The sequence below is a fragment of the Jatrophihabitans telluris genome, assembly GCF_023516435.1.
Classification (GTDB): domain Bacteria; phylum Actinomycetota; class Actinomycetes; order Mycobacteriales; family Jatrophihabitantaceae; genus Jatrophihabitans_A; species Jatrophihabitans_A telluris.
In genome coordinates, this window is sequence record NZ_CP097332.1 from 1,051,958 (window position 1) to 1,070,426 (window position 18,469).

Annotated in this window: 19 protein-coding genes and 1 tRNA gene; 13 read left to right on the forward strand and 7 right to left on the reverse strand. The window is 68.5% G+C overall.

The window, feature by feature from the left end; genetic code table 11:
- The first annotated feature begins 11 nt into the window (after positions 1 to 11).
- Together mfd and M6D93_RS05060 are read left to right on the forward strand one after the other, a co-directional pair.
- The gene (gene mfd / locus M6D93_RS05055) at positions 12 to 3,590 is read left to right on the forward strand and encodes a transcription-repair coupling factor (RefSeq protein WP_249773271.1); all 3,579 of its coding nucleotides are present in this window, start codon (positions 12 to 14) and stop codon (positions 3,588 to 3,590) included.
- A gap of 1 nt (position 3,591) precedes the next feature.
- Complete coding sequence (locus M6D93_RS05060; protein ID WP_249773272.1) at positions 3,592 to 4,179, forward strand: YdeI/OmpD-associated family protein; 588 nt, start codon at positions 3,592 to 3,594, stop codon at positions 4,177 to 4,179.
- A gap of 1 nt (position 4,180) precedes the next feature.
- On the opposite strand, the gene M6D93_RS05065 is transcribed toward M6D93_RS05060, so the two are convergent.
- Together M6D93_RS05065 and M6D93_RS05070 are read right to left on the reverse strand one after the other, a co-directional pair.
- The gene (locus M6D93_RS05065; protein ID WP_249773273.1) at positions 4,181 to 4,687 is read right to left on the reverse strand and encodes a GNAT family N-acetyltransferase; all 507 of its coding nucleotides are present in this window, start codon (positions 4,685 to 4,687) and stop codon (positions 4,181 to 4,183) included.
- The gene (locus M6D93_RS05070; RefSeq protein WP_249773274.1) at positions 4,684 to 5,046 is read right to left on the reverse strand and encodes an MmcQ/YjbR family DNA-binding protein; all 363 of its coding nucleotides are present in this window, start codon (positions 5,044 to 5,046) and stop codon (positions 4,684 to 4,686) included. The genes M6D93_RS05065 and M6D93_RS05070 overlap by 4 nt, the downstream gene beginning before the upstream one ends.
- A gap of 249 nt (positions 5,047 to 5,295) precedes the next feature.
- Here M6D93_RS05070 and M6D93_RS05075 point away from each other — a divergent pair, with 249 nt between their 5' ends.
- The 7 genes from M6D93_RS05075 to M6D93_RS05105 all read left to right on the forward strand — a co-directional run bounded on the left by M6D93_RS05075 (position 5,296) and on the right by M6D93_RS05105 (position 11,408).
- The gene (locus M6D93_RS05075; RefSeq protein ID WP_249773275.1) at positions 5,296 to 5,928 is read left to right on the forward strand and encodes a hypothetical protein; all 633 of its coding nucleotides are present in this window, start codon (positions 5,296 to 5,298) and stop codon (positions 5,926 to 5,928) included.
- Positions 5,925 to 6,608, forward strand: coding sequence for a nucleoside triphosphate pyrophosphohydrolase (locus M6D93_RS05080; protein ID WP_249773276.1), 684 nt, complete (start codon positions 5,925 to 5,927; stop codon positions 6,606 to 6,608). Before M6D93_RS05075 ends, M6D93_RS05080 begins: the two co-directional genes overlap by 4 nt.
- A 78-nt stretch (positions 6,609 to 6,686) precedes the next feature.
- Positions 6,687 to 7,988, forward strand: coding sequence for a phosphopyruvate hydratase (gene eno / locus M6D93_RS05085; protein WP_249773277.1), 1,302 nt, complete (start codon positions 6,687 to 6,689; stop codon positions 7,986 to 7,988).
- 2 nt (positions 7,989 to 7,990) lie between these two features.
- Positions 7,991 to 8,398 carry an FtsB family cell division protein gene (locus M6D93_RS05090; protein WP_249773278.1) on the forward strand — a complete coding sequence of 136 codons (408 nt, stop codon included), beginning with the start codon at positions 7,991 to 7,993 and terminating at the stop codon, positions 8,396 to 8,398.
- Between the two features lie 19 nt (positions 8,399 to 8,417).
- A complete protein-coding gene (locus tag M6D93_RS05095) occupies positions 8,418 to 8,963 on the forward strand; it encodes a DUF501 domain-containing protein (protein ID WP_249773279.1) in 546 nt (181 codons plus the stop codon).
- A complete protein-coding gene (locus M6D93_RS05100; RefSeq protein WP_249773280.1) occupies positions 8,956 to 9,942 on the forward strand; it encodes a Ppx/GppA phosphatase family protein in 987 nt (328 codons plus the stop codon). The genes M6D93_RS05095 and M6D93_RS05100 overlap by 8 nt, the downstream gene beginning before the upstream one ends.
- A 92-nt stretch (positions 9,943 to 10,034) precedes the next feature.
- Positions 10,035 to 11,408, forward strand: a complete 1,374-nt coding sequence (locus M6D93_RS05105; RefSeq protein WP_249773281.1) for an HNH endonuclease signature motif containing protein — start codon at positions 10,035 to 10,037, stop codon at positions 11,406 to 11,408.
- Between the two features lie 151 nt (positions 11,409 to 11,559).
- Here M6D93_RS05105 and M6D93_RS05110 read toward each other — a convergent pair whose 3' ends face one another.
- Complete coding sequence (locus tag M6D93_RS05110) at positions 11,560 to 11,886, reverse strand: DUF4235 domain-containing protein (RefSeq protein ID WP_249773282.1); 327 nt, start codon at positions 11,884 to 11,886, stop codon at positions 11,560 to 11,562.
- A gap of 221 nt (positions 11,887 to 12,107) precedes the next feature.
- Between M6D93_RS05110 and M6D93_RS05115 the strand changes: the two genes are divergently transcribed.
- A complete protein-coding gene (locus M6D93_RS05115) occupies positions 12,108 to 13,256 on the forward strand; it encodes an acyltransferase family protein (RefSeq protein WP_249773283.1) in 1,149 nt (382 codons plus the stop codon).
- Positions 13,257 to 13,339: 83 nt separating this feature from the next.
- On the opposite strand, the gene M6D93_RS05120 is transcribed toward M6D93_RS05115, so the two are convergent.
- The 3 genes from M6D93_RS05120 to M6D93_RS05130 form a co-directional block, all read right to left on the reverse strand.
- Positions 13,340 to 14,098, reverse strand: a complete 759-nt coding sequence (locus tag M6D93_RS05120) for an ABC transporter permease (protein WP_249773284.1) — start codon at positions 14,096 to 14,098, stop codon at positions 13,340 to 13,342.
- A gap of 38 nt (positions 14,099 to 14,136) precedes the next feature.
- Positions 14,137 to 15,090, reverse strand: coding sequence for an ATP-binding cassette domain-containing protein (locus tag M6D93_RS05125; RefSeq protein ID WP_249773285.1), 954 nt, complete (start codon positions 15,088 to 15,090; stop codon positions 14,137 to 14,139).
- A 105-nt stretch (positions 15,091 to 15,195) separates the two neighbouring features.
- The gene (locus M6D93_RS05130; protein WP_249773286.1) at positions 15,196 to 15,816 is read right to left on the reverse strand and encodes a PadR family transcriptional regulator; all 621 of its coding nucleotides are present in this window, start codon (positions 15,814 to 15,816) and stop codon (positions 15,196 to 15,198) included.
- Positions 15,817 to 15,983: 167 nt separating this feature from the next.
- On the opposite strand from M6D93_RS05130, the gene M6D93_RS05135 reads away from it, so the two are divergent.
- Both M6D93_RS05135 and M6D93_RS05140 read left to right on the forward strand, forming a co-directional pair.
- Positions 15,984 to 16,056 (forward strand) — tRNA-Leu (locus tag M6D93_RS05135).
- A 165-nt stretch (positions 16,057 to 16,221) separates the two neighbouring features.
- The gene (locus tag M6D93_RS05140; protein WP_249773287.1) at positions 16,222 to 16,497 is read left to right on the forward strand and encodes a hypothetical protein; all 276 of its coding nucleotides are present in this window, start codon (positions 16,222 to 16,224) and stop codon (positions 16,495 to 16,497) included.
- On the opposite strand, the gene M6D93_RS05145 is transcribed toward M6D93_RS05140, so the two are convergent.
- Positions 16,471 to 17,313 (reverse strand): SDR family NAD(P)-dependent oxidoreductase, encoded by an 843-nt coding sequence (locus tag M6D93_RS05145; RefSeq protein WP_249773288.1) that lies wholly within the window; start codon positions 17,311 to 17,313, stop codon positions 16,471 to 16,473. The genes M6D93_RS05140 and M6D93_RS05145 overlap by 27 nt on opposite strands.
- 166 nt (positions 17,314 to 17,479) lie before the next feature.
- Between M6D93_RS05145 and M6D93_RS05150 the strand changes: the two genes are divergently transcribed.
- Positions 17,480 to 18,367 carry an SMP-30/gluconolactonase/LRE family protein gene (locus M6D93_RS05150; RefSeq protein WP_249773289.1) on the forward strand — a complete coding sequence of 296 codons (888 nt, stop codon included), beginning with the start codon at positions 17,480 to 17,482 and terminating at the stop codon, positions 18,365 to 18,367.
- Positions 18,368 to 18,469 lie beyond the last annotated feature (102 nt).

Sequence of the window (18,469 nt, forward strand, 5' to 3'; positions counted from 1 at the left end):
GGCTGGAATATATGAGTCTCGCCGGTGTTCTGGACGCCGTCCTCGTCGATCCCGCGCTGCAGGGCCTCGTGGCCTCCGCCGGCCGGCCGTCACTGGCGGCCTCCGGTCCCTCCGCCCTTCGTCCCTTCGCCATCGCGGCCTTGGCCGCCCGGGCCGATCGGACCGTGCTGGCTGTCACCTCGACCGGGCGCGAGGCCGAGGATCTGCTCGAGTCGTTGCGCAGTCTGCTACCAACGGACGAGGTTGCCCTCTACCCCGGCTGGGAGACGTTGCCGCACGAGCGGCTATCGCCCCGGGCCGACACGGTTGGACGTCGCCTCGCGGTGCTGCGCCGGCTGCGTCACCCGTCCAGCAGCGACGTCACCACCGGCCGGCTATCGGTCGTCGTCGCGCCGGTGCGCTCCGTACTGCAACCGCAGGTGCCCGGCCTCGGCGATCTGGAACCGGTCAGCCTGACCGCCGGCGATGCCGGCCGCGAGCTCGGCGACATCGTCGAGGCGCTGGCCGCAGCGGGTTACGCCCGGACCGAACTGGTGGCCAACCGGGGTGAATTCGCAGTTCGCGGCGGCATCCTCGACGTGTTCCCGCCCACCGAGGAACACCCGCTGCGCGTGGAGTTCTGGGGCGACGAGATCGAAGAAGTCCGCTACTTCAAGGTGGCCGATCAGCGCTCGCTGGAGATCGCGCCGAACGGGCTCTGGGCGCCGCCGTGTCGCGAGATGATGCTGACGCCGCAGGTGCGAGCACGCGCGGCCGAACTCTTGGCACTGCACCCCGAACTCGGTGAGTTGCTCGAACCGATCAGCCAGGGCATGCACGTGGAGGGCATGGAGGCGTTGGCCCCGGTGCTCGTCGACGGCCTGGAACTCGTTCTGTCGGAGTTCCCGGCCGGAACCCACGTGCTGGTGTGCGAGCCCGAGCGGGTGCGGGCTCGCGCCGAGGATCTCGTCCGGACCTCCGAGGAGTTCCTCGCCGCATCGTGGGCCGCCGCCGCCGGTGGCGGCAAGGCGCCGGTCGACCTCGGAGCGGCGTCGCTTCGCACGCTGGACGAGGTGCGTGAGACCGCCGCCCGGCTGAATCTGCCCTGGTGGACGCTGTCGCCGTTCACCGCCGATGCCGAGCTGGCTGCCGACGGCGACGTCGCCCTCACCTCGGTGCTGGAGGCCGCGCCCGCCTACCGGGGCGAGACCAAGACGCTGCTGGACGACGTCGCCGGCTGGACCGCGGCCGGCTGGCAGATCGCGCTCGTCTTCGACGGCCACGGCACCGCCAAGCGCGGTGTGGAACAACTGCGCGGCGCGGACGTGGCCGCCCGGCTGGTCGACTCCATCGACGAGTTGCCCGCGGGCGTTGCGGTGGTGGGCTGTGGGCACCTCGACGGTGGGCTGATCTCGCCCGAGCTGAAACTGGCGGTGCTCACCGAGTCCGACGTGACCGGCCAGCGGGGATCGACCACGTTGGACAAGTCGCGGATGCCGTCGAGGCGGCGCAACGCCATCGACCCGATCCAGCTCGCTTCCGGCGATTTCGTCGTGCACGAACAACACGGCGTCGGCCGCTACGTCGAGATGGTCCGCCGCACCATCAACGGCGGCGAGCGCGAGTACCTGATCATCGAGTACGCCCCGGCCAAGCGGGGCCAACCCGGGGATCGCCTTTTCGTACCGACCGATTCGCTCGACCAGGTCACCAAGTACGTGGGAGGCGAGGCCCCGTCGCTGTCCCGGCTCGGCGGCTCGGACTGGGCCAAGACCAAGGGACGCGCCCGCAAGGCCGTCAAGGAGATCGCCGCGGAGCTCATCCGGCTGTACTCGGCCCGGATGGCGACCAAGGGCTACGCGTTCGGCTCCGACACCCCGTGGCAACGAGAGCTGGAGGACGCGTTTCCCTTTGTGGAGACGCCCGATCAGCTCGCAGCCATCGACGAGGTCAAAGCCGACATGGAAAAGACCCTGCCGATGGACCGGGTCATCTGCGGCGACGTCGGGTACGGCAAGACCGAGGTCGCGGTGCGGGCCGCCTTCAAGGCCGTGCAGGACGGCAAGCAGGTTGCGGTGCTGGTGCCGACGACGCTGCTGGCCCACCAGCACATCCAGACCTTCGCCGGACGGATGAATCAGTTCCCGGTGACGATCAAGGAGCTGTCGCGCTTCACCCATGCCGGCGACGTCGACGACATCACCGCCGGCATTGCGGACGGCAGTGTGGACATCGTGATCGGCACCCATCGCCTTCTGCAACAGACGGTCCGGTTCAAGGACCTGGGCCTGGTCATCATCGACGAGGAACAGCGTTTCGGCGTTGAGCACAAGGAATATCTCAAGTCGTTGCGGACCGCGGTCGACGTGCTGACCATGTCCGCCACGCCGATCCCGCGCACCCTGGAGATGTCGCTGACCGGCATCCGCGAGCTCACCACGATCCTGACGCCACCCGAGGATCGGCACCCGATCCTGACCTTCGTCGGGGCCTACGACACCCGCCAGATCGCGGCCGCGATCCGCCGCGAGCTGCTGCGCGACGGACAGGTCTTCTTCATCCACAACCGCGTCGAATCGATCAACCGGACCGCGGCCAAGCTCGCCGAACTCGTCCCGGAGGCGCGGATCGCCGTCGCCCACGGCCAGATGGGGCAGGACGCGTTGGAGAAGATCATGGTCGGGTTCTGGCAGAACGACTTCGACGTGCTGGTCTCGACGACGATCGTCGAGTCCGGGCTCGACATCCCCAACGCCAACACCCTGATCGTGGACCGCGCCGACATCTTCGGCCTGTCCCAGCTGCACCAGATGCGCGGACGGGTCGGCCGGGCGCGCGAACGCGGCTACGCCTACTTCCTCTATCCGCCGGAGAAGCCGCTCACCGAGACCGCGCATGACCGGCTGGCCACCATCGCCCAGCACACCGAACTCGGAGCCGGGATGCAGGTGGCCATGAAGGATCTGGAGATCCGCGGCGCGGGCAACCTGCTCGGCGGTGAGCAGTCCGGCCACATCGCCGGCGTCGGCTTCGATCTCTACGTCCGTCTCGTCGGGGAGGCGGTCGCCGATTTCCGCGGCGAGTCCAAGGACATCGATGCGCCCGAGATCCGGGTCGACCTTCCGATCGACGCGAACCTGCCCTTCGACTACCTGCCGGGGGAGCGCCTGCGGCTGGAGGCCTACCGGGCGCTGGCCTCGGCCACGACGAACGAGGCCGTCGACGGGATCCGGCTCGAACTGCTCGACCGTTACGGCCCGATCCCGCCCGAGGTGGACAACCTGCTGGCGGTGGCCAAGTTCAAGGTGGTCTGCCGCCGGTACAACGTCACCGAGGTGTCGCTGCAGGGTCAGTCGGTGCGCTTCTCGCCGGTTCTACTGCCCGAGTCCGCGCAGATCCGGCTGTCCCGGATGTACGACAAGACCCTGTACAAGGCGCCGGTTTCGACGATGGCCGCCGCTCGTCCCAAGGGTGTCATCAAGCCCGACGGCACTTTCGCCACAGCGAGCTTCGGCGGCGAGCCCCTTCGCGATCAGGCACTGTTGAAGTGGTGTACCGAGCTGTTGGACACCATCCTCGGACCCGTCCTGCAAGCGGTGCTGAGCAACTGAGATGGCCGTCGAACTACCCGAGCTGCTGGTACCCGACGGGCCGGCCTGGCGAACGTGGCTGAGCGAGAACCACCAGCAATCACAGGGTGTTCGGCTCGTGCTCGGCAAGAAGGGCGGCTCCGTCACCGAGCTGGTCTATGACCCCGCCCTGCGGCACGCGCTCTGTTTCGGCTGGATCGACGGGCAGGTCACGACCAGGGACGAGGGCAGCTACGCGCAGCGGTTCACCCCCCGGACGGCGCGTAGCCGGTGGTCGGCCCGCAACGTAGGCCTCGTCGGCGAACTCACGGCCGCCGGGCTGATGGAGGCCGCCGGACTCGAGGCCGTCGCCGCAGCCCGGTCCGACGGCCGCTGGGACAGCGCGTACGCCGGTTCGCGCACCGCCGTCGTCCCCGCCGATCTCGCGGCGGCGATCGAAGCCTCGCCCGCTGCGGCCGCGTTCTTCCCCAGCCTGAGTTCGCAGAACCGCTACGCCATCCTCTACCGGGTGGAGGAGGCCAAACGTCCGGAGACGCGCGCCAGACGCATCGCGGCCTTCGTCCAGATGCTGGAACAGGGCGAGACCGTTCATCCCCAGAAGCGCCCTTGAGTCAGCCCCGCGGCCGCGCGAGCATTCCCGCTTGGGCGGGCTTGTTCGGGGCCGGCTTGGCCAGATGGACCACGGTCCCGCTCAACCCCACCCGTTCCCGACGGGTCTCGGTGTAGCCGTGCCGCTCGTAGAGGCGGAGGTTGGCGACACTGCGGTGCCCGGTGAACAGCTCGAAGCGCTCGATGCCACGGGGAGCGGCGTTCTCGATCGCGATGAGCAGCGTGGTCCCGATGCCCCGACGCTGCAGGTCCGGGGCCACCGCCAAGCGTCCGATCCGCAGTACCGGCCCGTCCGCCCTGGCCCGTACCGTGCCGACGAAGCGACCGTGGTCGACCGCCTTGAGTCCGAAGGTGTGCTCGTCGGCAAGTTCGGCGCGCAGCTGGTCCAAGGTTTGGGTCAGGGCCGGCAGCCACAGATCGGAGTGCAATTGTGCCTCGGTGACGTAGGCCGCGCGTTGCAACGTCAGCACCTCGCCGGCGTCGGATTCGCTCAGCTTGGCGATGATCACGGCGTCGCCGGCCGCCGCGACTTGGGCAGGCCCGCCAGCACCTGGTCGTAGGAGTCGTCGATCAATTCGCAGATCTCCTCCTCCGCCAGCCCGTTGAGCACGACCCGGACCCAGAGCCGCTTGTTCAGGTACGGCGCCGGTCCCGCCTGGGCGGGGTGGCGGGCCTTGAACTCCTCGACCGCCTCCGCCGTGTTCTTGACGCTGATGCTGTGCGCGTCACCGAGGCTGCCACCCCCGGCCGAAGGGAAGAGAAAGATCTTGTCCGCGACCTTGGCCAGGTCGAGGTCGTGGCCGAAGGGATTGTCCGCCCAGGCGCTGGGCTTGCCCAATGCATAGGCAAGTGCCTGGTATGCGTCCATGCCACGTGTCTAGCACGGCCCCCGGCGCGCGTCGACGGTCACGGCGTGGTTGCACCACGGGGTTCGTCGGCCTGCCGGTCGCGGGCCACAGGCCGCCGCCGTGGTCACGCCGGCGCCGGTGGCGCTCGCCAGTGGGCGGCGTCGCCGGCCGGGCGAACCCGGGCGCAGGAGTAGGCCGCGCGTCATGAGAAAGTAGGGGTTGGCGTCAGCCGCCCGCGCCGCCGTGTTCACCAATCCGGGAGTAAAGCTGTGAAGGTCCGATCCGGCACGTTCCGCCCTGGCCGCATTCGTGCACTCGCCGCCCTGCCGCTGCTGGTGATGGCCGGCGCGGGGCTGAGCGCGTGCGACACCAAGGTCGGCACCGCGGCCGTGATCAACGGGCACAAGATCACCGAGAGCGACCTGAACAGCTATCTGACCTCGTCCGTGCAACCGGTGCCCGGCAACAACGGCAGCGTCCCGGCCCGCTTCTTCGCTCTCTCGATCCTGGTCAACCGTGAGATCGGGCCGAACCTGGTCGCGGCGGCCGGTGAGAAGCCGACCCCCGCTCAGGAGGCCCAGGCGCGCAAGGCGATCTCCGACTCGGCCACCACGAACGGCATCGAGGGCCAGTTGAGCAAGCTCGGCTTCGCGCCGAAGTTCTACCAGGCCTACCTCGACGAGCAGACCCAGGTCTCTCTCCTCGGGGCGAAGGTCACCTCGGCCCAGCAGTTGGCCGGTGTGGTCAAGAAGGCCGGTCTGAACGTGAGCGTGAACCCGCGCTACGGCGGCTGGGACGCCCGCACTCTGTCATTGACCGAGGTCGGCAAGAAGCAGCTGCCCAACGCGCTCACCCTCGGTACGACGCTGCCCGGTGACGCAACGGCCTCGCCGACGCCGTGACCGAAGCAAGCACCGGCGCGCTTGCGGAGGCCGCCGGCGCGGCCCTGCTGCGCGCCGTGGCCACCATGGACCGGTTGCGATCGCCCGGTGGTTGCCCCTGGGACGCCGAGCAGACCCATCGCAGCCTCGCGCCGTACCTGATCGAAGAGGCCTACGAGACGCTCGACGCGATCGAGACGGACGACCTCGCCGGGCTGCGTGAAGAACTGGGAGACCTGCTGCTGCAGGTGCTCTTTCACGCCCGGCTCGCCGAGGAGGAGGCCGGTGGCTTCTCCATCGTCGACGTCGCCGGAGATCTCGTGGCCAAGCTCGAGCGCCGCCACCCGCACGTGTTCGGCGATGTCGACGTCGCCTCGGCCGCAGAGGTGAACGCCAACTGGGACGCGATCAAGCAGCGCGAGAAGCAGCGTTCCTCGGCGACTGAAGGCATCGCCCTGGGTCAGCCGGCGCTTGCTCTGGCGGCCAAGCTCGTCAGTCGCTCCGGCAAGGCGGGAACGGATGTCGCCCTGCCCGACGGCGGTTCTGTCGGCGACCGGCTGTTCGTGCTCGCCGCCGAGGCGGTCCGCTCCGGGATCGATCCGGAACTGGCCCTGCGCCACACCGCTCGCCGTTACGCCGAGGCGATCCGGACCGTGGAGGCGAGCCGTCCCGCGAAGATCGAGACCGTTCCCGGCGAGTGAGCGCGATGGGGCCGGTCGCGCCCGATAGGGTGCACGGTGACGTATGTGTTCCGCTGTTCTCGTCGGAAGGACTGACCCGTGGCCACCATCGAGGCTGTAGGCGCTCGTGAAATCCTGGATTCCCGAGGCAACCCGACCGTCGAGGTCGAGGTAGCTCTGGACGACGGCACACTGGCCCGTGCCGCGGTTCCCTCCGGTGCCTCGACCGGCGCGTTCGAGGCGGTCGAGCTGCGCGACGGCGGTTCGCGCTACGGCGGCAAGGGCGTCACCAAGGCGGTCAATGCGGTCCTCGACGACATCGGCCCGGAGCTGTTGGGCTTCGAGGCCTCCGAGCAGCGGCTCGTCGATGCGGCGCTCATCGATCTGGACGGCACCCCCGACAAGTCGAAGTTCGGGGCCAACGCCATTCTCGGCGTCTCGCTGGCCGTCGCCAAGGCTGCGGCGTCATCGGCCGACCTGCCGCTGTTCCGCTACCTGGGCGGCCCGAACGCCTACCTGTTGCCCGTCCCGATGATGAACATCCTCAACGGTGGAGCGCACGCGGACTCCAACGTCGACGTCCAGGAGTTCATGATCGCGCCGATCGGCGCACCCACCTTCGCCGAGGCGCTTCGCCAGGGCGCGGAGGTGTACCACGCGCTCAAGTCCGTCCTGAAGTCCAAGGGGCTGTCGACCGGCCTGGGTGACGAGGGCGGCTTCGCGCCGAGCCTGGCATCCAACCGCACCGCCCTCGACGTCATCGCCGAGGCCGTCGAGAAGACCGGGCTGAAGCTCGGCTCGGACATCGTGCTCGCGATGGACGTCGCCGCGACCGAGTTCTACTCCGACGGTGCGTACCAGTTCGAGGGAGCCGCCAAGTCGGCCGAACAGATGGTGGCGTACTACTCCGAACTCGTCGCCGCCTACCCGATCGTGTCGATCGAGGATCCGATGTCGGAGGAGGACTGGGACGGATGGGTCTCACTCACCAACGAACTCGACGACGACATCCAGATCGTCGGGGACGACCTGTTCGTCACCAACCCCACCAGGCTGGCGCGCGGTATCAGCGCGGGCGCCGCGAATGCCCTGCTGGTCAAGGTCAATCAGATCGGCACCCTGACCGAGACCCTTGACGCCGTCGACCTGGCGCACCGCTCCGGCTACCGGTGCATGATGAGCCACCGCTCCGGCGAGACCGAGGACACCACGATCGCCGATCTCGCGGTCGCCACCAACTGTGGTCAGATCAAGACCGGTGCACCGGCCCGTTCCGAGCGGGTCGCCAAGTACAACCAGCTACTGCGGATCGAGGAGGAACTCGACGACGCCGCTCGCTACGCCGGCGCCGGGGCCTTCCCTCGCTACGCCGCATCGCTGAACGCCGAGGCGGGTAGCTGAGCATGGCTGTTCTGCGTCGTCCCCGGTTCACCGGTCGTTCGATGGTGATCACGGCGATGGCGCTGTTCCTCGTCGTGGTGCTGGCCTCGCCCGTCCAGACCTACCTCAACCGGCGGGACACCCTGGCCGCGACCGAGAAGCAGCAGCGGCAATTGCAGGCCAAGGTGACGGAACTGCAGCACCAGTCATCGCAATGGGCCGACCCCGCCTACGTGGAGCGTGAGGCCCGCTCACGGCTGCAGTACGTGCGTCCGGGAGACACGCTCTACACCGTGCTCAACGCCGATGGCAGTCCCAAGGCTGCGGACGGTACGAACCCACCGGCCAGCGGGGTGGCCCGGGCCGGCCACCAGGGCAGTTGGAACGCGACGCTGTGGGGCAGCGTCCGCAACGCCGACGCGGCTTCCTGAACATGGTTCCTGCAGCGGTATGAGTCCGAGTATCGAGTCGGCAGGCACGCCCGAGGCCGGTGACGTGCCGATCTCCGTATCCGATCGGGCCGTCGTGGCGGCTCAGTTGGGGCGCGCACCGCGAGCGATCCGGTCGGTGGCGCACCGGTGCCCCTGCGGTGACCCGGACGTCATCGAGACCTCCCCGCGGCTGCCCGATGGCACGCCCTTTCCCACGCTGTACTACCTGACCTGCCCGCGGGCCGCGTCGGCCATCGGCACGCTGGAGGCCTCCGGCCTGATGAGCGAGATGACCGACCGGTTGAAGGTCGAGCCCGAACTGGCCTCGGCCTATCGCCAGGCGCACGAGGCTTACCTCGCCCGGCGGGAATCCCACGCTCACGTCGAGGAGACCGCGGGTATCTCCGCCGGCGGAATGCCCACCCGGGTGAAGTGCCTGCACGTTCTCGTGGCCCACTCGCTGGCGGTGGGACCAGGGGTGAACCCTCTCGGCGACGAGGCGCTCGCGCTGCTGCCCGAGTGGTGGGCCGACGGCCCCTGCGTCGCTGTGCCGGCCCATGAATGAGCGCGGGTCCTTCGGCGGTCGTGATGCTGATTCGGCTGCCGGTGAGGGGGATCGCTCCGTCCGTGTCGCCGGAATTGATTGCGGTACCAACTCGATCCGGCTGCTGATCGCCGACGGGAACGGGCCGGCGCTCACCGATGTCCACCGTGAGATGCGTGTGGTCCGGTTGGGTGAGGGTGTCGACCGGACCGGTCGGTTGTCCGACGCCGCGCTGGAACGGACCCGCGCCGCCCTCGTGGACTACGTTGCGCTCATCGAGGCACAGGGAGTCTCGCGGGTGCGGATGGTGGCCACCTCGGCGTCGCGGGACGCGGCCAACGCAGACGAGTTTCGTTCGATGGTGCAGGCAATTCTTGGTGTCGAGCCGGAGGTCATCAGCGGGGTCGAGGAGGCCGCGCTGTCCTTCACCGGGGCGGTGGCGGGCCTTCCGGGCGTCGTCGGAGAGGGGCTTCTGGTGGCCGACATCGGCGGCGGCTCGACGGAGCTGGTGCTGGGATCGCCCGCCCGAGGAATCGTCTCCGCCTCGTTCAGCATGGACGTGGGCTGCGTCCGGATGACCGAACGCCACCTGCACGACGACCCGCCGACGCCGGCCCAGATCGCAGCGACCACGTCCGACCTGGAGACGGCTTTTGCCCTTGCCGCACAGGAGGTTCCGGTGCGGGAGGCGGTCTCGTTCGTAGGCGTCGCCGGCACGGTCACCACTATCGCCGCGATCGCGCTGGGCTTGCCCGCCTACGACCCGCGGGCAATTCACGGGTCGGTGATCTCGTTCAGGGACGTGTCGGCGGTGACTCAGCGGTTGTTGTCGATGACCCGCGCCGAGCGCGCCGCGCTGCCGGTCATGCATCCGGGCCGAGTCGACGTCATCGGCGCGGGGGCGTTGATCCTGCGCTGCCTCATGGAGTTCGTCGGCGCGGCTGAGGTGATCGTCAGCGAGCACGACATCCTGGATGGCATTGCGCTGAGCCTTCTCTGATGTGAGCTTGGACCGGATATGCCTTATTCGCTATGGGCTTTCTCGTTCGGCCAGCCTTGCGGTGGCCCCTTGTTCTCGATATAATCGAACACATGTACGAATCCGAGGACGGCAACCCAGCGTCCGATGACGTCGGTCGCGATGTTCCTGGCGTTGCCTTGTCGCTCGGCGCGGCAGTCGACGCGGCGCTGGCGGTGGGCACGGCCATGGCGTCGGACGATGAGTTGCTCGCATTCCTCGAGTCGATCGAGTCGCAGCTGCGGCGGCTGCCGCTGGTGCAGCTGCGCACCATCGCTGAGGTGGAGCGGCGCGGTCTGGCCGGGCAGCTCAATTATCGCGACGTGCTCGGCCTACTGACGGATCGCCTGCGCCTGACTCGGCGAGAGGTCAAGCAGCGGCTGAACCTGGTCGACGGTCTCGTGGCCCGGCCGGCGCTGACCGGCGAGCTGCTGCCCGAGGTCCTGCCGGCAACCGCCCGGGCGGTCGAATCGGGCAGCGCCGGACTGGATCATGCCCGCATCATCGCTCGCACCGTCGACGGCCTACCGTCCTCCCAACGCAACCGAGGTGGGGAGGTCGACGTGATTCTGGCGGAACAGGCTCGGTCACTGAACCCGAGCCAGCTGGTCAGGACGGCCGAGCGCGTTTTGGCCTACCTCGACCCCGACGGCCCGGTGCCGGCGGAGGAGGAGCGCGAGCAGCAGCAGTCCCGGCGGCTGCGATTGACGCGGATCGGTACAGGGCCGCAGGCTCAATCAACCGTGCTCGACGGACAACTCACGCCTGAGTGTTCGGCGCTGTGGGAGACCATCCTGCACTCGTTGACCACCAGTTCGGCGGCCCGGCCGGAGGCGCCGGTCGTCGAGACGCGCACGCCGGCTCAGCAACAGCATGATGCCTTCGAACAGGCGGGGCGATTGCTGTTGACCTCGGGCCTGCTTCCGAGGGTGGGTGGAGCGGCGGCCACCGTGGTCATCACGATGAGTGTGACTGATCTGGAACGGCGGGCCGGGCACGCCACCACGCATACCGGCGGAACGCTGTCGATCGAGCAGGCCCTGAGGCTGGCCGCCGACGGCCGGTTCCTGCCTGCGGTACTCGCCGGTGACGGAGAAGTCCTGCACCTGGGTCGCTCCCGCCGGCTCGCCTCCCGCGCCCAGCGGCTGGCGGTGGTGGCGCGGGACCGCGGCTGCACTTTCCCCGACTGCACCGTTCCTGCCGCCGGCTGCGAGGTCCACCACGTGCTCGAGTGGTCTCGCGGCGGCGCCACCGACGTGGACAATCTCGCGCTCGCGTGCGGCTATCACAACAGCGAGGCCCCGCGCCGAGGGTGGACTTGCAGTCTCGACGCCGGCGTACCTCGTTGGTGGCGAAACGCCGGCAGCCCGCATGAGCGTCGGCGGCGGCGAAACTATCTTCATCACCCCGAACTGTTGGTTCGGCGCGAGGAGAACACCGACCCCTGACCGACCGATCGTGCCCGCATTGCAGCGGATCGCCTTCCGAACGTCATCTAGACAGCCGGGAGGTCCGGTGAAAGGTGTCCGCGAAGGGCCGCCCGGCGACTACGAGGTGTTCGTCGCCGACGCCGCCGCTGGGCTCAATGCTGCGTCTGGGCTAGAGCGTCGCGACTTCCTTGTCGGCCTTGGTGTTGTCCTTCGGCTCCTTCGGACGAGGGGAGGGCTTGCCGGTGGCCGCGCGCCATACCGTGTCCGCGCCCTTGGTTGTGACCAGCTGAGCCAACGCCGCGCCGATGCCGGTGATCAGGGCGAAGATGATCGCGTCGGCCCAGCTTGTCTGAACTTCCTTCGGGTTGTGCGGGGGATTGTCCGGGCGCGCCGCGGTCCAAGCCTTACCGGTTGCCTTGGCGATCAGCTTCCCGACCGGGATGGCCACCGCCGCCGACAGAATCTTGAACGCAAACCTGCTCGATCCACCCGCCATGGCTGGGCCTCCTCATCACTTCCCGGACATCCGAACGCGCTGTTATCCTCCAGACCATAGTCAGGCCGAAACCGTGCTGTGGCTGTGACCCGGGCCTTACCAGCGAGACGGGCCAGAATCGGAACAACGCTCCCGCCGGAACGCAGCCAGATCGCCGCCCGCCCGGGTGATCGCGCCGCCGTACCGTCGGCAGGCGTCGCACACGCACTTCGGGGGAACGCGTGACCGAGCCCGTGATCAACGTGCGCCAGGTAGTGGCACCGCTCATCGCGGACGCTGGCGCTGTCGTCCTGGTCGAGCCGGTTCGACGCGAGCGAGCGCGCTGGATGGACGTCCTGAGAGGTTCGGCCATCATCCTCGTCGTGCTGTGGCATTCGGCCGCCATCCTGCGGCTGGATGACTACGTCGTTCCCGATTGGCTGATCCGCTTCAACGAACTGTTCGCCTCGTACCGCATGCCCGTCCTGATGTTTCTGTCCGGGACGCTACTGGCTCGCTCGCTGTCCAAGCCGCTGCCGGTCTACGCCGTCGGCAAAGCGCGACGCATCCTCTGGCCCTTCCTGCTCTGGGGACTGCTGAACTACGCCATCCACTCCCACGCCGTCCCGATCTACGAAAAGGTCAACTGGACGACCCCCTACCTCTGGTTCCTGCTCTACCTGTTGATCTTCTACGCCTTCGCCCCGCTCCTGCGCCTGCTGCCCACGACGCTCATCGTGCTCGTCACGTTCCTGGTCACCGAGGTGCCCGGTCTCACCGAGGATGAACGCCGGTTCTACTTCCTGGCCGGGTTCTTCTTCCTCGGGCGGTTGCTCAGCGAGCGACGGCCGTTGTTCGAGCGGATCATCTCGGGACGGTGGGTGTGGGGACTGGCCGGCGTGGTCATCCCGTTCAGCATCGTGTTCGCCCTGGTCGGTCCCTGGCGCTATTACGCCGTCCTCGCACCGTTCTCCGTTGCCGGTCTCCTGCTGTTCATCAAGATCGCGCGATTGCCGATGGTCGAACAGCGCACCGGTGCGCTGCAGTTCGTCGGCCGTGACTCGATCGTCTACTACTGCTCCCACTTCCCGATCCTCACCGCAGTGATCTACCTTGCCGGAAAGGCGAATCTGGCGGTCGGTCTGATCGTCCCGATCGGCTTCGTGCTCGCTCTGGGCGTCGGCACCCTGCTCGCGGTCGGCGCTCGCAGTGCCCTGCTGTCGTGGCCGTTCGTGGCACCGTTCGGCGCGCACGCCACGCCGCGACTGGCCATCCTCGACCATCCACTTCTCACCCATCGCAGCACCAGGCCCGCGCTCGCGATCGTCCAATTCGGTGTTTCGGCACTGGCCCTGACCGTCATGATCGCCTTCGGGGCCCGGTTCCTGTAGGGCTGAGGCTTGGGGCTTGGGGCTGGGGCTGGGGCTGGGCGGTGGCCGGGCAGTGGCCGGGCAGTGGCTACTGGGGGCTTCGCTCAGGCGGACATCTTGCCGAAGGCCCGGCTTCCCCACCACGCCAGCAGGGCGGTCAGGACGACGGTGACGATCACGCCGGTGGTCACGTTGCCCGCCGAGAAATGTCCGACGAACAAGGAACGAGTCCCGTCGACGAGGTAGGTCAGCGGATTCGCCTTGGACAGGTCGTGCAGCCAGCGCGGCGCCAGGGACATCGGCAGCAACACGCCCGACAGGAGCAGCAACGGCAGCGATACGCCCTGGATGAACGGAGCGAACGAGTCCTCGTCCTTGAGGATGATGCCCATCGAGTACGAGGCCGCCGAGATACCCAGGGCGAGCACGCAGACCGCGATGATCGATACGGCCACGCCGCCCCAGGACGGGCGCAGCCCGAACGGGACGGCCACCAGCACGAGCACCACCGCCTGCACGCCGATGGTCAGGGTGCTCGACAGCGAACGTCCGAGCAGCAGGGCCAGCCTCGGCGCCGGTGTCACTCGCTGCCGGTCGAGCACGCCTTCGCGCATCTCCTGGATGATCCCGAAGCCGGCGAAGCCCGCGCCGAAGATGGTCAGCTGCAGCAGCAGGCCCGGGACGAACACCGACCAGGACTGCGAGCCGCCGAGCCCGCCCGACCGCACCCGGGTCAGCAGCGGACCGAACAGGACCAGATACAGGATCGGCTGGGTGAGGCCGAAGAACACCCACACCGGGTTGCGTAACAGGCTGCGCATCTGCCGGATGAAGACCACGTAGCTGGTCTGCAGAACGTTCATGGTCAGGATTCCTTTGCCGGAAGGGGTGATCTGGGCGATCAGGCGTCGGTGTCGCGCAACGAGCGCCCGGTGAGTTCGAGGAAGACGGTGTCCAGGCTGGGCCGCGATACCGTTACCGATCGCATCGGCAGGCCGGCGGTGTCCAGGGCCCGCAGCAGCGGAGCGACGGAGACATCGCCGCGTTCGACGGTCAGATTCAGCACGTCGGCCTCACTCGTCGCGCGCCGGACGTCGATCGCCTGCCTGGCGACCTGCTCGGCGACGGCGAGGTCCCCGTCGACGGTGATGGAGATGACGTCGCCGGAGACCGCTGCCTTCAGCGCGTCCGGGGTGTCGTCGGCGACGATCCTGCCGTGGTCCATGACCAGGATCCGGTCGGCGAGCGCGTCGGCCTCGTCGAGGTAGTGCGTGGTCAGCAGCACCGTGACCCCCTGCTCCTCGCGCAGCGAACGGATGTGGTCCCAGAGGTTGGCGCGGCTCTGCGGGTCCAGCCCGGTCGTCGGCTCGTCGAGGAAGACGAGCTGGGGCGAGTGCACCAGACCGATGGCCACGTCGAAGCGTCGCCGCTGGCCGCCGGACAACTCCGACAGGGCCCGCTCGCCGAGACCGTCGAGACTGAGCCGGGGAAGCAGGGCTTGCACACGGGCGGCGGACTCGGTCTTGGACAGGCCCTGCAGCCGGCCTTGCGTGACCAGCTCCTCGCCCACTCGGGTGCCCGGGGCGGGCGCCGCCCCGATCTGCGCGACGTAGCCGATCCGCCGGCGCACCTCGCGCGGATCCTTGCGCAGGTCGACGCCGGCGACCTGAGCCTGCCCGGCGGTCGGGGACAGCAGCGTGGTCAACATGCGCAGCGTGGTGGTCTTGCCCGCGCCATTGGGACCCAGCAGGCCCACGATGGAACCAGGCGCGACGTCGAAGTCGATCGGCAGGACGGCCTCGACCGGACCGGACTTGGTTGTGAACGTGCGGGCCAGGCCGCGGGCGGAGATCATCGGGGCTCCTTCGTGACGTCAGTGGCGCCGATTATTCAAACTTGACTAAGTCTGTGTCAATTCATTTGCCTCGCATTTGCCTCGCGTTTGCCGCTCATTTTTCGCTCATCTGCCTGGCGGGGCGTCCCCGGGAGAGCCCTCGTTCGGGCCCTGCTCGCCCGCCATGACGTAGTCCCCGCGCTTGAGCCGGCGCCGGAAGGCCTGGCTGTAGTCCAGATCGGCGCGCAACCGCGCCCGCAGATAATGGATGATCTCTCGCGCATGATCGGGGATGTCGCCGTCCGCGCCGGTCGCGCCGATCCTGATGGTCGACTCCAGGAAGGCCAGCTGCTTGTCCTGCCCGCGCAGGGTGTCGATCCGGCTCGTCATCGCGGCGATGAGCTCGGTGCGCGGCATGAGCGGAAACATCGACAGTCCCGGAACCAAAGGCTCATTGGCTGGGACGACCGTCCACAGGGTCCTGCGGAGCAGCCCCTGGAACTCCTTCTCGCCTTCTGCGGTCATCTCGTACCGAATACGCTCCGGCCGCGCTCCGGCCGACGCCCGGTCGACCTCACGGATCAGGCCGTCGCGGGCGAGGGTGTTCATGGCCGAGTAGATCGAACCCGGCTTGACGTGGGTGTGTTCCTCGATGTGCCAGGACATCAGTTCGCGCCGCACGTCGTAGCCGTGGACCGGCTGGGCGAAGCGGATGACGCCCAGCACGAGCAGACGAGTCGCGGTCACGGTCGGAGATTACTGCGATTCGGAGGCCCGTGAATAGTCAAGTTCGACTATGGGGACGGTGCGGACGTCGGGCCTTTCCGCTTGGTTGGACGCCGCGGCCGTCACCACCGAATACCCTGGTGCCGGTTCGGACTGCGGCCGTGGTCGGGCTGTGGTGCGGCCGGCGAGCCCCCGTAGCCCAATGGCAGAGGCAGCGAACTTAAAATTCGCACAGTGTCGGTTCGAGTCCGACCGGGGGCACCGCGCAATCGAGCCCGGTGTGGGCGACACCACCGGCCAAGTCGGACGTCCACTAATTGTCCGAGACGGACGTCCACTAATTGTTCGGCCGTTGGACGTCTCGCCCGGGCCCTTGGACATGTTGGTGTCATATCCGTGTGGTGAACTCGTGAGGTGTTTGCAGAGATGGACTCGTTCGCCGAATCCGACATGTCCGAATCGACCATCGACAGCGCTGCCCTCGCCATCCCGTTTGCCGCTTCCGGCTGCGACTCCGGCGAGGATCCGGCGGATCCGGCGGCTGCGGCGGCTGCGGCGGCTGCGGCGGCGGCTGCGGCGTCCAACGGGCTGCACGCCGAGATCGTCGACCTGGCCGCCGAGCGTGCCGCCCTGCTCCGAAGGGTCGGCTACCCCGCCGCCGCCTCCGAGCTGACCTCAGCTGCCGAGCGCTTCGGTAGTTGAGGGTCCCGGCTGGTAGCTGCTGACGAGCCGCGCGGTGGCGCCGCCGTCCACGACCAGCTCGTGCCCGGTGACGAAGGACGCCGAATCCGACAGCAACCAGGCCACCGCCTCGGCGACCTCACGGCTCTCGCCCAGTCGTCCCATCGGCGCCAGCCACGCTTCTCGCTGCTCGGCCTGAACCGGGTCCTCGGCGGCATCGAAGAAGCTCTGGTTCAGCGGTGTCCGGATCGCCCCCGGCAGGACCGCATTGCAGCGGATGCCGTGTACGGCGTAGTCGACTGCGAGCTGCCGTGTCAATGCCGACACCGCACCCTTGGTGGCGGAGTACACGAACGTCTGAGGCAGAGGATGCCGGGCCTGGATCGAGCCGATGTTGACGATGCAGCCACGTTCGCCGGATGCGTCTGCGGCGAGCATGCGCTGCACGGCAACCGAGCATCCCCATACCGTGCCGAGGATGTTGACTTCCAGTTGCTGGCGGGCCGCGGCTTCGCCCACCGCGTGCGCGGGTTGCAGAATCTCGATGCCGGCGTTGTTCACCCAGCCCCGCAGCGGTGCGCCGCCGCACTCGGCTGCCAGATCGGCGGCCCGCTCGGAGGTGGCCCGGTCGGCGACGTCCCCGGGGCAGGCCGTGAACAACGCGGTCCTGCCGGTTGCGGCGGCGATTCTCGCGGCGGCGGCGGACAAAGCGGTGAGCGCGGTCGAATCCCGGTCGATGCCCACGACGGCCCAGCCGCGGTCCAACAGCAGTTCGGTGATGGCGCGACCGATTCCGGACGCGGCGCCGGTCACCACGCACGTCGATGGTGCTGCCATGGCCGGGTCCTCGATCGTGGTCGGTGGATTGGTGGGTGTTCGGGCGCTTGTGCTTCAGGTCTGCCCGCTCGACGTGCTTTCAGGATTCTCGCGGCATGTCGGGGCCAACGCCGGGTACGCAAATCGGGCTGGCTGACTCCGCGCCGCGAGACTACCTTTTCCAGTCATGCCCCCACCCGCACACGTCCCGACCCACACCGCCGAGCAGCTGACCGACGCGGTCGCCGAGCACGGCGAGGGCCCGGTGTGGGATCCGGTCGCCGGCGTCCTGCGCTTCGTCGACATGCTCCGCGGTGACCTGCTCGCCTACACGCCCGGGTCCGGTGCGGTGCAACGCGACCATGTCTCCGATGTCGTCGCGGTCTGGCGTCCACGCATCGGTGGTGGGGCGCTCGTGGCCACCGAGCACGGGTTCGAGGTGTCCGCTGCGGCATCGACAGGTTTTCGCCCGATCGCGACAGCCGTTTCCGATCCGGCGATCCGGCTGAACGAGGGCGGCTGCGACACCGAAGGACGGTTCTTCTGCGGAAGCATGGCTTACGACCAGGCACTCGGCGCCGGTGCGCTGTACCGCCTCGACCCGGACGGCTCGGTGCGAACGGTCCGCGAGGGGGTCACGGTCTCCAACGGCCTGGTTTTCACCGAGGACGGTGGGCGGGCGTACTACATCGACACTCCGACCCAGACCGTCCTCGCGCTCGATTACAACAGTCGGACCGGCGAATTCGGCTCCGAGCGAGTGCTGATCCGTATCGAGGAATCGCAGGGATCACCCGATGGCATGACGATCGACGCGCAGGGCTGCCTCTGGGTCGCCTTGTGGGGCGGCGCCGCCGTGCACCGTTACACGCCGACGGGGGAGTTGGCAGAGATCGTCCGGTTGCCCGCGTCGAACGTCTCCGCGTGCGCGTTCGGTGGCGCCTCCTACGAGCGGCTCTACATCACGACCTCGTCCCAGGGGATCGATCTGGTGGACGAACCCTGCGCCGGGGCGTTGTTCGGCCTCGATCTTGCCGGGGTGTCGGGCGTGCCGCCCCTGGCCTTCGCCGGCTAGGAGACGCTCGTTCATTCGCCACAACGGCAACGTCAACGTGGGGTGGCCGGCAACAAGGGCAACGTCAACGTGGGGTGGCCGGCAACAAGGGCAACCTCAACG